11 protein-coding genes, 1 other RNA gene and 1 pseudogene are annotated in these 12,372 nt (G+C 54.8%); 6 read left to right on the top strand and 7 right to left on the bottom strand.

Features of this window, described 5'->3' with window-relative positions:
- Positions 1–7: 7 nt before the first annotated feature.
- From JS46_RS23100 to JS46_RS23095, 3 genes and pseudogenes are all read left to right on the top strand, one after another.
- Positions 8–2,161, top strand: a complete 2,154-nt coding sequence (locus tag JS46_RS23100) for a VENN motif pre-toxin domain-containing protein (RefSeq protein WP_051905651.1) — start codon at positions 8–10, stop codon at positions 2,159–2,161.
- 763 nt (positions 2,162–2,924) lie between these two features.
- Positions 2,925–3,641 (top strand): Imm63 family immunity protein, encoded by a 717-nt coding sequence (locus JS46_RS24390; protein WP_160173337.1) that lies wholly within the window; start codon positions 2,925–2,927, stop codon positions 3,639–3,641.
- Between the two features lie 146 nt (positions 3,642–3,787).
- A pseudogene (locus JS46_RS23095) lies at positions 3,788–4,621 on the top strand (hemagglutinin repeat-containing protein); the annotation flags it as partial.
- Positions 4,622–4,799: 178 nt separating this feature from the next.
- Here JS46_RS23095 and JS46_RS18270 read toward each other — a convergent pair.
- The 3 genes from JS46_RS18270 to smpB all read right to left on the bottom strand — a co-directional run bounded on the left by JS46_RS18270 (position 4,800) and on the right by smpB (position 6,625).
- Positions 4,800–5,402 carry a serine acetyltransferase gene (locus tag JS46_RS18270; protein ID WP_033754060.1) on the bottom strand — a complete coding sequence of 201 codons (603 nt, stop codon included), beginning with the start codon at positions 5,400–5,402 and terminating at the stop codon, positions 4,800–4,802.
- A 332-nt stretch (positions 5,403–5,734) separates the two neighbouring features.
- Positions 5,735–6,098, bottom strand: a transfer-messenger RNA (tmRNA) gene (gene ssrA / locus JS46_RS23570).
- Positions 6,099–6,142: 44 nt separating this feature from the next.
- Positions 6,143–6,625 carry an SsrA-binding protein SmpB gene (gene smpB, locus JS46_RS18265; protein ID WP_033754058.1) on the bottom strand — a complete coding sequence of 161 codons (483 nt, stop codon included), beginning with the start codon at positions 6,623–6,625 and terminating at the stop codon, positions 6,143–6,145.
- Between the two features lie 159 nt (positions 6,626–6,784).
- Between smpB and JS46_RS18260 the strand changes: the two genes are divergently transcribed.
- Both JS46_RS18260 and JS46_RS18255 read left to right on the top strand, forming a co-directional pair.
- Positions 6,785–7,219 carry a type II toxin-antitoxin system RatA family toxin gene (locus JS46_RS18260; protein WP_033754055.1) on the top strand — a complete coding sequence of 145 codons (435 nt, stop codon included), beginning with the start codon at positions 6,785–6,787 and terminating at the stop codon, positions 7,217–7,219.
- The gene (locus JS46_RS18255; protein ID WP_033754051.1) at positions 7,212–7,505 is read left to right on the top strand and encodes an RnfH family protein; all 294 of its coding nucleotides are present in this window, start codon (positions 7,212–7,214) and stop codon (positions 7,503–7,505) included. Before JS46_RS18260 ends, JS46_RS18255 begins: the two co-directional genes overlap by 8 nt.
- Before the next feature lie 68 nt (positions 7,506–7,573).
- On the opposite strand, the gene bamE is transcribed toward JS46_RS18255, so the two are convergent.
- The 3 genes from bamE to nadK form a co-directional block, all read right to left on the bottom strand.
- On the bottom strand, positions 7,574–7,921 hold the full coding sequence (gene bamE / locus JS46_RS18250; protein ID WP_033754048.1) for an outer membrane protein assembly factor BamE: 348 nt from the start codon (positions 7,919–7,921) through the stop codon (positions 7,574–7,576).
- A gap of 196 nt (positions 7,922–8,117) precedes the next feature.
- Positions 8,118–9,779, bottom strand: coding sequence for a DNA repair protein RecN (gene recN / locus JS46_RS18245; RefSeq protein ID WP_033754045.1), 1,662 nt, complete (start codon positions 9,777–9,779; stop codon positions 8,118–8,120).
- An 83-nt stretch (positions 9,780–9,862) separates the two neighbouring features.
- A complete protein-coding gene (gene nadK, locus JS46_RS18240; RefSeq protein ID WP_033754042.1) occupies positions 9,863–10,741 on the bottom strand; it encodes an NAD(+) kinase in 879 nt (292 codons plus the stop codon).
- Between the two features lie 123 nt (positions 10,742–10,864).
- Between nadK and grpE the strand changes: the two genes are divergently transcribed.
- Positions 10,865–11,446: a nucleotide exchange factor GrpE gene (gene grpE / locus JS46_RS18235; RefSeq protein WP_033754166.1), complete on the top strand. Its 582-nt coding sequence runs from the start codon at positions 10,865–10,867 to the stop codon at positions 11,444–11,446.
- A 55-nt stretch (positions 11,447–11,501) separates the two neighbouring features.
- Here the strand turns inward: grpE and ung are convergent, their stop codons facing one another.
- Positions 11,502–12,185, bottom strand: a complete 684-nt coding sequence (gene ung, locus JS46_RS18230) for a uracil-DNA glycosylase (protein ID WP_033754039.1) — start codon at positions 12,183–12,185, stop codon at positions 11,502–11,504.
- Between the last annotated feature and the right edge of the window lie 187 nt (positions 12,186–12,372).

The following is a 12,372-nucleotide window of genomic DNA, read 5'->3' as shown; positions in this document are numbered from 1 at the left end:
GGGCTGAGTGTCTCTGGCTTTTCCGGCGTGCAACCTGACGCTGGCGAGCGAGCAGGACAGCGACCGCTACGACTCGAAGCAGCAGAGCGCCAGCGCGGGCGGCAGCTTTACCTTCGGCTCGATGACCGGCTCGGCAAGCGTCAACGCCTCGCGCGACAAGATGCACAGCACCTGGCAGAGCGTGGAGGAGCAGACCGGCATCTTCGCGGGCAAAGGCGGCTTTGACGTGAGCGTCGGGGCGCACACGCAGCTGGACGGGGCGGTAATCGGCTCGACCGCGGCGGCGGATAAAAACCGGCTGGAGACGGGGACGCTGGGCTGGGATGACATTGAGAACCACGCGGACTATAAGGTAGAGCACCAGAGCGCGGGCATCAGCACGGGCGGCAGCATCGCCGGTCAGTTTGCCGGAAACATGGCGAACGGGCTGCTGGTGGGGGCGAACCACAGCGGCAGCGACAGCTCAACGACGAAGGCGGCGATGAGCGAGGGCGCGATAGTTATCCGCGACCGGGATAACCAGACGCAGGACGTGAGCGGGCTGAGCCGGGACGTGGAGCACGCCAACCAGACGCTCTCGCCGATATTCGACAAGGAGAAGGAGCAGAACCGGCTGCAGGAGGCGCAGCTGATTGGTGAGATTGGCAACCAGGCGGCGGATATCGCGCGGACGGAGGGGCAGATAGCGGCGACGAAAGCCGCGAATGAGCGGATGAAGGGGGTCACGCCGGGACAGCTGAAGGCGGCGGAAGCGGAATGGCGGAAGGCGAACCCGGGGAAAGAGCCGACGGCCAGCGACATCAGCGGGCAGGCTTACCAGACCTTCTATAACCAGGCATTCAGTGAGAGCGGGTTCGGCACCGGCGGGAAGCTCCAGCAGGCAATTCAGGCGGCGACGGCGGCGGTGCAGGGTCTGGCGGGGGGTAACCTGACGCAGGCAATAACTGGCGGGTCTGCACCTTATCTGGCAGAAATTATTCATAACCAGACGCTGAATCCGGATGGCTCGGTCAACGTACAGGCGAACCTGATGGCGCACGCGGTGGTGGGTGCGGTAACGGCTTACGCGGCGGGCAACAGCGCGCTGGCGGGCGCCTCGGGCGCGGCGATGGGCGAGTATATCGCGCAGCAGATGTATCCGGGGGTTAAGCGTGAGGACCTGACGGAGGAGCAGCGCCAGACGATAAGCGCGCTGGGGACGCTGGCGGCCGGGCTGGCGGGCGGCGTGGCCGGAGACGGAACGGCAGGTGCGGTGGCGGGAGCGCAGGCGGGAAGGAATGCGGTTGAAAATAACTGGCTACACGAAGATGAATCACGCCAGCTTGATAAGGAAATGCAGGAGTGCAAGAAATCCGGTGGCGACTGTAATAAGGTTGTTGAGAAATACATCAATATCAGTAATAAAAACAGTAAAGAGCTTAAGGAAGCCTGTACCGGCGGCGGTGTTGCCTGTGTGACATGGGAAGAGCTGATACAGGCCGATACCAACGTTGCCCGTGATGCCAGTCACAGCCAGTTTCGGCTGAGTGAGAAACTGAAAGATCCGTCTGCGGCGGCATTGGTGAATTATCTGAACGGAACGGATCTGAAATTCCTGAAGGAAAATATCACCACAGGCGACCGTGTGATGTCCGTAGTTATAGATCCGACTTCATGGCCTGTTCTGGTTATGGGAGGGAAAGCGATAATGACCAACGCTGTCAATAACACCAAAGAGCAGCTTATTGCGGTAGGTATGGGGGCCGGTTTAGGCGCAGGTATTCAGTACGGAACCACAGGCGAAGTGAAATTATCAGACGTGATTGGTTCAGGCGTTATTGGTGCGATTACAGCCAGTAAGGGCTACAACCCGACGATGGTATGGAATGCGGCAGGCGGTTATTACCAAGCTGAAATCAGCGGTGATGATCCCTTCATGGCGGCATTGCTGAGTAAAACAGGGGCATCGGTTGGATATGCGGCGGGTAATGTGATCAAGGTTCCTTTTGATAAAAAGCTCAACCCAATTTCTAAGCAATACGAATGGGTGTCGACAGGTGTCTGGACGATAACAAAACCAGCTCCGCAAAATCCATTGCCATCAATAGTAGGTAACTTCGGTGATTCTGTTGCATCTGGGATGGTTCAAGATAAGCTGAAAGATGTCGGAGGTAAGCAATGAAAAATAGCACCAAGTCATTAGTTAACCTTTTGTATCTATGTTGCTCAATGGCCATTGTGATTTTTATTTTGACAATTTTGGGTCGCTTACTCGGAGCATGGTTGGCTTGGGATATGAATGATAAATTTTCATTTTCATCAGAGGATTTATTTATTTGCCTCAAGCTAACCTGGATGGGGCCCCCGACTGGATTTATTTTTTGGTATTTTTATTACCGATAAATTTTTGTGAATCCCAGCCCTCAGCGGCCGGGATCTTCTTATATACCCTTCTTCAGCCGCCGGATCTTACCGGCGACTAACCGATCACTGCGATCAGATCCGTTACCTGCCTTTGTTCACGGGCAGAGAACTTACAGACCTTCCACAGCGTTTGCATAATCTTTGTGATTTATAAAGGCCTGTATCCGCGGGATGCGCCAACCTTGAAGGTATACTTCAGGGGCTGGATGCAGGAAGTATCAGCCGGGATCAGACTATAACGGCGATAGCGAAGCAGTCGGTAGTAAGCTGGGATACTGCCGCTAGTCGCTATGACCGGGCTATACAGGCACAGGCTATCGTTGGAGCTCTGGCTGGTGCGTCAGGGCTGAAGAGTATGGTAGAGAAACCTACGCGAAACGTTGCGGTAAAACAGCTTTCATCATTAGGAAGAACTGCCGAGCCAATTAAGCTAGGCCCTGACGAAGAAGCAAGCGGCTGGTCGCAGTACGATAAATACCGCTGTGATCCTCACAACTGGAACTGGCCGGAGAAATTGGGTTTTGCTGAAGAACCGATTAAAACAACCCTGCAAATCGGTAAAACTAGACAGAAACGAAAAACCTAACGGGTCATTTTTAGCACCTAAAGGAACACCTTATGGTGAAAGATCTCTAACCCCAGGCGCAAAAGCTGAGCAATACCATGAATATGAGTTCATCAAACCATCACCGGTTATGCAAGGTAAAATAGTGCCTGCTTTTGATGAGCTTGGTGGAAGTGTTCAGATATTGCCTAATATGCAAGAAAGAGTGAATATTGATTGGCTTATAAAAATGAATGCATTCGGGAGGATCGTTAATATGCTGTTTAGTATTGAAGAAATTCAGAACGAAATTGATAAGCTGGTTTCGAAAATTGGTTACCCACCTCATTCTGTAACTGTTTTTTCTGTACCCACTAATGATGGAACTCCTTACGTTTCATTTGAAAACGAAATGTATAATTATATTTCATCAGAAAGAGGGTGCGAATTTTCAAGAAAGACCACGAAATCAATTGATGAACTACTTTATTGGATTGCTTCAGATTTCGTATCAAATATATCTTTCCAATACGAATTTGAACACCGCATGCCCGGGCGAGATGGCCGTCGTATGGCATTTCCTATGATTATTGCATTTATGGCAAGTATGAATAAAGAATGGGAAATTAAAGCACAAAAGGAGATTGATCAGACCCTTTCAAATGCGCCCTATGATGACAGTCTTTATTTGTAAGTTTAGCTGCTCAAATCCCGGCCATCCAGGCCGGGATTACCCTTCCCTGCAGCCGCACTTACTACCTTATGATAACCGGCATCTCCCACGCCTGGTTCAGCGCGCTCGGAAAAAACTCTAGCCACTCGCTGACCTTCTTACGGTTCATCAACGTCTCCGCCAGCGTCAACAAGGGCAAAGGCAGCGAGCAGGGCAGCGGCGTCACCCACACCGAGACCCAGGTGAGCGCGGGCAACCAGGTAACGATGGTGAGCGGGCGCGACACCCTGCTGCAGGGCGCGCAGGTGAGCGGCGAGAAGGTGAAGGCGGAGGTGGGCCGCAACCTGACGCTGGCGAGCGAGCAGGACAGCGACCGCTACGATTCGAAGCAGCAGAGCGCCAGCGCGGGCGGAGCTTTACCTTCGGCTCGATGACCGGCTTGGCCAGCGTCAACGCCTCGCGCGACAAGATGCACAGCACCTGGCAGAGCGTGGAGGAGCAGACCGGCATCTTCGCGGGCAAAGGCGGCTTTGACGTGAGCGTCGGAGAGCACACGCAGCTGGACGGAGCGGTAATCGGCTCGACCGCGGCGGCGGATAAAAACCGGCTGGAGACGGGCACGCTCGGGTTCAGCGACATCGGGAACCACGCGGACTATAAGGTGGAGCACCAGAGCGCGGGCATCAGCACGGGCGGCAGCATCGCCGGTCAGTTTGCCGGAAACATGGCGAACGGGCTGCTGGTGGGAGCGAACCACAGCGGCAGCGACAGCTCAACGACGAAGGCGGCGGTGAGCGAGGGCGCGATAGTTATCCGCGACCGGGATAACCAGACGCAGGACGTGAGCGGGCTGAGCCGGGACGTGGAGCATGCGAACCAGACGCTGTCGCCGATATTCGACAAGGAGAAGGAGCAGAACCGGCTGCAGGAGGCGCAGCTTATTGGTGAGATTGGCAATCAGGCGGCGGATATTGCGCGGACGGAGGGGCAGATACGGGCCACCAATGCCGGTAAGGCGGAGCTGGCGGCGAAAAATATCAAAGAGCCGGGCGAAGGCGCGTCCAGGGAAGAGCGGGCAAGCTATAACGAGAAGCTGACGGCGACGGACAGCTATAAGGCGGTGCAGCAGCAGTAAGGAACCCGCAGCGCCCTCTACCAGAGCTTTCCGGATGAAACAGCCTAACTATCCTTTCCAGTCATTAAATCCTGCGATTCTGTTTCTCTTATAGTAATCCTCATCGTCTTCTCCGTTATCACATTACTATTATCAGGCAGGTCTTTATTAATAAATGACATGGCCCCAATCACCACGTTATCGCCAATAACAATCTGGTCGGCGATAATGCAGCTATTAGCACCAATGCTAACGTTATTGCCTATCTTGATTGAAATTGGCAGCTTAGAAGGATTACTGCCTGTTATGCCAATCGTGGTGTTCTGCCTGATACGGAATGAATGCCCAATAACGGCAGACCCGTTGATGACGATCCCTTGATGATGAGTGATGACAAGTCCGGGTAATATCCTCGCGCCTAACTCAATCTCTGTACCGTATTTCAACGTCAGCTTCCGGTTGATTCGCAGCGCGGCCTGCTTTAAAACGCCTGTTTTGTTTTGATACCAGTAGGAGGCGATGCGCCACCAGAAATAGTAGCGTCGCTTTGGGCATTTAATGGCTTTATGAATGACTCCTGGCCAGGAGAACGGCTTAGCATTCATCATCACTTCTTTCTGCAAACACTTTTTTAGTAGCAGAAGGTTTTTGTCGTTTTGAGCTTTCATCAGCATTCCATTCTGAAGTCTTATTATTTTGTTAAGAGCGTAAGGGTTTTGAGCATTATACGTTAGCCGCTCGCCTGAAGACGACGTTTAACGAGGTATTGCTTGGCATCGTGGAGGCGTGATGGATAAGAACTGGAGTTTACTCCATGAGGCGGTTGCTTCCCTTTGAATGGCGATAAGAAATGCACCTGTGAGGTGATTAAAAACAAAAGTTAGAGGCGGTTAAAAGGTATGCATGAGACGCAACAGACACAAAAAAGCCCGCCAGGCTTGCGCCGTGCGGGCTTTCAGGACTTCTACAGATGACTCTGGTAATCATCTTTGAAGAATTTTGGTGGAGCTGGCGGGAGTTGAACCCGCGTCCGAAATTCCTACATCCTCAGTACTACATGCTTAGTCAGTCTTTACATTCGCCTGGCAGCTGCGGACAGACACGCCACTGACAGACTAGCCTGATTAGATTTAACGCTTCAACCCCAGGCAAGGCATCCACGCGATCTCTTTTGGGTTTGACCTCTCTTGATCCCCGTCCTAAGAGCGGAGGCTAGGGAGAGAGGGCTCTTAGCAGGTTATTAAGCTGCTAAAGCGTAGTTTTCGTCGTTTGCGACTATTTTTTTGCGGTTTTTTAGCGAGGCCTACCGCACCTCGGCATGCACCTTGGGTTTCGCAAATCCCGTCGAATCCAGAATCAGCCCCAGGAACTAACTACTCTAGCAAAAAACTTTAAAACTATCCAGCGATTAGCGGTTACGATTTTTCATGATGCGCGCTTTATCGAGCTTCCACTCGCGCTCTTTAATGTCGTCGCGCTTGTCATGCTCTTTCTTACCACGCGCAACGCCAATCTTCAGCTTGCACCAGGCGTTCTTCCAGTAAAGCGACAGCGCGACTACGGTATAGCCTTCGCGGTTAACGCGGCCATAGAGCGAATCGAGTTCGCGCTGATTAAGCAGCAGCTTACGGTTGCGCGTCGGATCGCAGACAACGTGCGTTGAGGCGACGGCCAGCGGCTGGAAGGTTGAGCCGAACAGATAAGCTTCGCCATCGCGCAGCAGAATGTAGCTGTCGCTGATGTTGGCTTTACCCGCACGGAGCGATTTGACTTCCCATCCTTGTAGCGACAATCCCGCTTCGAATTCCTCTTCAATGAAGTATTCATGACGGGCGCGTTTGTTAAGGGCAATAGTGGCAGAACCGGGTTTATGTACTTTTTTCTTTGTCATAGTGCGGCGTATTTTACATCACTTAGGCGGCCATCGCACCCCTTGTCCAGCGGGGCACCGGGAAACGGGATATTCTAGCACACCTCTCAATGCGGGGAATTTTTGTTTGATCGCTGGAAATGCTACAATTCAGCGGTTTTGTGATGAACAGGAACCATTATGGCTCAGATTAGTCGTTCAGCGCTGGTGCCCTTCAGCGCTGAGCAAATGTACCAACTGGTCAACGATGTGGATGCCTATCCACAGTTTTTGCCGGGCTGTACCGGCAGTCGCGTGCTGGAATCCTCTGAAAATCAGATGACGGCCTCGGTAGACGTCTCAAAAGCGGGCATCAGTAAGACCTTCACTACGCGCAACACGCTTACCGACAATCAGCGCATCCATATGCAGCTGGTCGACGGGCCGTTCCGCAAGCTTACCGGCGGATGGCAGTTTATCTCGCTGGGCGATGACGCCTGCAAGGTTGAGCTGAGCCTCGATTTTGAATTCACCAACATGCTGGTGGAGATGGCGTTCGGCCGCATCTTCAAAGAGCTGGCCAACAGCATGGTGCAGGCATTCACTCAGCGCGCCAAAGAGGTCTACAGTGCCTGAGATTTCCGTTGAGGTGGTTTACGCGCTGCCGGAGAAGCAATATCAGCGCGTTGTCACGCTGGAAGAGGGAAGCACCGTCGAGCAGGCGATCGTCGCATCCGGGCTGCTTGAGCTGCGCCGCGATATCGACCTCAGTCAAAACAAGGTGGGCGTCTTTAGCCGCCCGGTCAAGCTGGGCGATACGCTGCAGGAAGGCGACAGGGTAGAGATCTACCGTCCACTGATCGCCGATCCCAAAGAGCTGCGTCGTCAGCGCGCTGAGCGTTCAGCTGGCGGCAAAAAATAGCGTCAGTCACCACAGTCCAGCCAGAAAAGCAAAAGGCGCCAGCGGCGCCTTTTTTGTTGCGTGTTCGATCAGTCCTTCGATGCAGTCAGATTCGGCTTGTTGTCGATATTGGTCAGTATGCCGTTGCTGTCGAAGGTCAGAGTCAGCGTCTGCTGCTTCACGTTTTCATGGCCTGGCTCCTGACGGAACACGTAATACCAGACGTTGCTGCCGAAAGGATCGCGCATCATCGGCGTACCGAGCGTATAGGCGACCTGCTGCTGCGTCATGCCGTTGTGGATTTTCGCCACATCGTTGGCGACCAGGTAGTTGCCCTGGTTGATATCTGGGCGGTAAACCACGCGCTCAAGAGTGGAGCATCCGGCGGTCATCATCAACATTACCACTGCCGCGGCAGTCAGCGTTTTACAGCGCATCTCTACATTCCTTTTCTGGGGCCAAACGCCTTTTTCTCAGGCTGTTTTTTTGCCATCAAATTCTGAACTCTGCCTGCGGCAGGCTTTATTATTCAGGCGACATAAGTAGCCGATGATAATAAACCTTTTCGCTATTGGAAACCTCTACATCGACAGAGCAAGCATATGACCACGCAGCGGGAAGAAAGTGCGGCAGTTACGCCGCTAAAAGTTCTTTCGCGTTAGCAAGGGTATTACGCGTGACCTCGCTGCCGCCCAGCAGACGCGCCAGCTCCTGCAGGCGCGCGCGCTTGTCCAGCGCCTGCATATGGGTTTCGGTCATCGCGCCGTCGGTCTCTTTGCTGACAAAGAAGTGCTGATGGCCGCAGCCCGCCACCTGCGGCAGGTGAGTAACGCACATCACCTGGGTCGATTCGCCCAACTGGCGCAGCAGGCGTCCGACGACGGCGGCGGTCGGGCCGCTGATGCCGACGTCCACTTCGTCGAAGATCATCGCCGGCGTTTCCATCTTCTTCGCGGTAATCACCTGGATTGCCAGCGCAATACGCGACAGTTCGCCGCCGGACGCCACTTTACCCAGCGGCTGCAGAGGCTGGCCTGGGTTGGTGGTTACCTGGAAGTCGATGCGCGTCGCGCCGTCCGCCGTGAGGTGGTCGGGATTAAACGCCAGCGCAATAGTAAAACGGCCGTGCGGCATAGAAAGCTGGTGCATACTTTGCGTGATTAGCTGCTCAAGTTCGGTGCCGTACTGCTGACGCTGCTGATGTAAACGCTCAGCGCTGCGCAGAGCAGCTTGATAGTGTTCGCTTACTAACTCTTGCAGGCTCTCCTGATCGCTCTCCTGCTGCGAAAGCAGCTCAGCTTCCGTGAGCAACTGCTGATGCAGCTCCGCCAGACCTTCCGGCGCGACGTGGTGCTTACGCGCCAGCGCAATATAGCGCGAGATGCGCTGCTCCAGCTCATACAGGCGGTTGGGATCGAGATCGAGCCGGTCAACGTAGTGGCGCAGCTCATCGCTCGCCTCGCTGAGCTGAATCGCCGCTTCTTCCAGCATATTGAGCACGCCGCTCAGCTTGTCGTCCAGCGTCACCACCTCGGTCACCATCTGACGCGCAGTGTAGAGCAGGCTATTGAGGTTGCTGTCGTCGCCGTCGGCGAGCAGCTGCAGCGCCTGCTGGCTGGTAGAGAGCAGCTGACCGCTGTTGGCGAGGCGCTTGTACTCCTCATCAATTTGCTCGTACTCGTTCGCCTGCGGCGCAAAATCGTTGAGTTCTTTCAGCTGATACTGCAGCAGTTCGCGACGCGCCTCGCGCTCCTGCGACAGCTGCTGATGCTGCGCCAGATTGCGACAGCTCTGATGCCAGGCCTGATAGTCGCTGCGCATCTGGCGCAGCAGATCGTCATGGCCGGCGTAGGCGTCAAGCAGGTGTTTCTGATGGTCGGATTTAAGCAGCAGCTGGTGCGCGTGCTGGCCGTGGATCTGAATCAGCAGCTGACCCAGATCGCGCAGCTGCGACAGCGGCACCGCGGTACCGTTGATAAAGCCGCGTGAGCGGCCGTCGGCGCTGATGACGCGGCGCAGCAGACACTCGTTGCCGTCATCCAGCTGATTCTCCTCCAGCCAGCGCTGCGCAGAGGGCGAGGACTTGAGGTTGAAGCGGGCGCAGAGGTCGGCGCGCGCGGCGCCCTGACGCACCATGTCCGCTTCGGCGCGACCGCCAAGGCACAGACCGAGGGCGTCGATGGCAATAGACTTACCCGCGCCGGTTTCACCGGTAATCGCCGTCATACCGCGTTGGAAATCAATGTCGAGCTCACGAACGATAGCGAAATTACTGATGGTCAGCTGTGCCAGCATAGAATCACCTGTATGGAAAAACAGATATGGTTTTTCGTACAGTATAAACTGGTTTTTTATCCAGTAAAGAGGGCGCGCTGAAATTAGAACAATTTTTTCGACCAGCCTAGTTTTGAGCTTAGCGTATTGAAATAGCTGTAGTTTTTAGGGTGGATCAGGTTCAGATGGTTCTCGCTGCGGCGGATCAACACATCTTCTCCTTCCTGAATCGGCAGGGCGATCTGGCTGTCGCAGCTAATCTCGAGATCGCTGCGGCGCGACGAAAAGCGCAGCCGGATAGTGCTGCTGCTGTTGATCACCAGCGGCCGCGCCGACAGGGTATGCGGGAACATCGGCACGAGCGCGATGGCGTCGAGCGAAGGGGTTAAAATCGGGCCGCCCGCCGACAGCGAATAGGCGGTCGAGCCGGTCGGCGTAGAGATAATCAGGCCGTCAGAACGCTGAGAGAAGGCGAACACCTCGTCGATATAGACCTCGAATTCGATCATGTGCGCCACTTTGCCAGGGTGCAGCACCACCTCATTGATCGCCAGGCCGAGGCGCGGCGAACACTCATCTTTGCAGACGCGCGCCTCGAGCAGAAAGCGGCTTTCAACGAAATAATTCCCCTGCAGCACCTCGTCCAGCTGCTGCTGCGCGTTGTCGGGATCGAGGTCGGTGAGAAAGCCGAGGTTGCCGCGGTTAATGCCGATCACCTTGATGTCGTAGCGCGCCAGCACGCGCGCCGCGCCGAGCATATTGCCGTCGCCGCCGACCACCACGGCAAGGTCCGCCTGCTGTCCAATCTCCGCCAGCGTGCCGGTCTGGGCATCCTGAAGGTTGAGCTCCTGCGCGATCTGCTTCTCAATAATCACTTGATAACCTTTGGACGTCAGCCAGCGCCACAGCATCTCATGCGTGGTGAGAGCGGTAGGGTGACGCGGATGGCCTACAATACCAATGCAGTTAAAGTGTTTGTTCATTTGGTGGGTCTTTCCTCATAAGCCAAAACGGCAAGGCAATGTGATGGGTTCCCTTGAAACCGTCAAACCGATCCCCATAATAAGCGGACTGGCGAGATGAATGTGCAAAACGCGGAGAAATTCATGAGTAGTAAAGAACAGAACACCCCAAACGAGCAAGTCTCAGACGAAATTCAACAGGATCAGCAGCAACCTCAGGAAGCGGAGACGGCAGTAGAGGTGGATCCGCGTGATGAGCGTATTGCGCAGCTGGAAGCTGAACTGGCTCAGTTGCAGACCGGCGTACGCGACGCTCAGCTGCGCGCGCAGGCGGAAGTGGAAAATATCCGCCGTCGCACCGAAATTGACGTTGAGAAAGCGCATAAATTCGCGCTGGAAAAATTCGCCAACGAGCTGCTGCCGGTTATCGACAGCCTTGAGCGCGCGCTGGAAGTCGCAGACAAAGAGAACCCGGAGCTGGCATCGATGATTGAAGGGATCGAACTGACCCTGAAATCGCTGCTAGGCGCCGTGCGCAAATTCGGCGTTGAAGTGGTCGGCGACACCAACGTGCCGTTCAACCCGGAAATCCATCAGGCGATGTCGATGATGGAGTCAGATGACGTGGCGCCTAACCATGTGATGATGGTGATGCAGCGCGGCTATACTCTGAACGGTCGCCTGCTGCGTCCGGCGATGGTTGCGGTCGCGAAAGCGAAAAGCTAAGCAGTCAACGCACGTCAGACGGCCGCACGGTGATGCGGCCGTTTTTATTTGCGGCTCAGCTGGCGGGCAGCTGCGGCATCCAGTCGATGGGCTGCTCGCCCGCCTGCGTCAGCAGGTCGTTGGCCTGCGCGAAATGGCCGCAGCCAAAGAAGCCGCGATGGGCGGAAAGCGGCGACGGATGGGGCGCCTGTAACACATGATGGCGCTGCCGGTCGATAATGCTGCCTTTCTTCTGCGCGTGCGATCCCCAGAGCAAAAACACCACGCCTTCGCGATGTTCATTAATCGCGGCAATAACGTTATCGGTAAAGGTTTCCCAGCCGAAGCGCGCATGAGAATGCGCCTTGCCCGCTTCCACGGTCAACACCGTATTCAGCAGCATCACGCCCTGTTTCGCCCAGCTTTCGAGAAAGCCGTGCTGTGGACGCGTAAAGTCGGGAAACTCCTGCTCCAGCTCTTTATACATATTCTGTAAAGAGGGGGGCACTGGCACCCCGGGCAGCACCGAGAAGGCCAGACCGTGCGCCTGATTCGGGCCGTGATAGGGATCCTGGCCGAGAATCACCACTTTGACATCACTCAGCTCAGTGAGGCGAAACGCATTGAAGACATCTTTCTGCGGCGGATAAACCGTCACGCCAGCCGCCCGTTCGTTCGCCACCAGTTTCAGGGTTTCGGTAAAGTAGGGCTTCTCTTTCTCTTCGGCCAGCACGTCGTGCCAGGTCAGTTTATCCGTCATGGTCTGCTCCCTTATAGATCGATGCCGTTAGCTTAACGGTTCGCCGCACCAGGTTGAAGGTAAAAAATATTTGAAATTTACAAAATATTTTTTAGTTAAAAATTTATCTGAATCAATTAATTGAAATTAGCAGTGAAAAGCGTGGCTGTGAAAATTGACCGAAGTCAAAACCTCTGCAAGAAGCGGG

This window comes from Pantoea sp. NGS-ED-1003 (assembly GCF_000738765.1).
Taxonomy (GTDB): Bacteria; Pseudomonadota; Gammaproteobacteria; order Enterobacterales; family Enterobacteriaceae; genus Pantoea; species Pantoea septica.
Note: the sequence above shows the minus strand (reverse complement) of the source record. Positions and strands in the feature narration are given on the sequence as shown.

Bases quoted from the DNA above. Each gene is read 5' to 3' on its own strand.
- JS46_RS18270 (WP_033754060.1), bottom strand. From the start codon at position 5,402: ATGAAAGCTCAAAACGACAAAAACCTTCTGCTACTAAAAAAGTGTTTG.
- smpB (WP_033754058.1), bottom strand. From the start codon at position 6,625: ATGACAAAGAAAAAAGTACATAAACCCGGTTCTGCCACTATTGCCCTT.
- recN (WP_033754045.1), bottom strand. From the start codon at position 9,779: ATGCTGGCACAGCTGACCATCAGTAATTTCGCTATCGTTCGTGAGCTC.
- grpE (WP_033754166.1), top strand. From the start codon at position 10,865: ATGAGTAGTAAAGAACAGAACACCCCAAACGAGCAAGTCTCAGACGAA.
- nadK (WP_033754042.1), bottom strand. From the start codon at position 10,741: ATGAACAAACACTTTAACTGCATTGGTATTGTAGGCCATCCGCGTCAC.
- JS46_RS18260 (WP_033754055.1), top strand. From the start codon at position 6,785: ATGGCTCAGATTAGTCGTTCAGCGCTGGTGCCCTTCAGCGCTGAGCAA.
- bamE (WP_033754048.1), bottom strand. From the start codon at position 7,921: ATGCGCTGTAAAACGCTGACTGCCGCGGCAGTGGTAATGTTGATGATG.
- ung (WP_033754039.1), bottom strand. From the start codon at position 12,185: ATGACGGATAAACTGACCTGGCACGACGTGCTGGCCGAAGAGAAAGAG.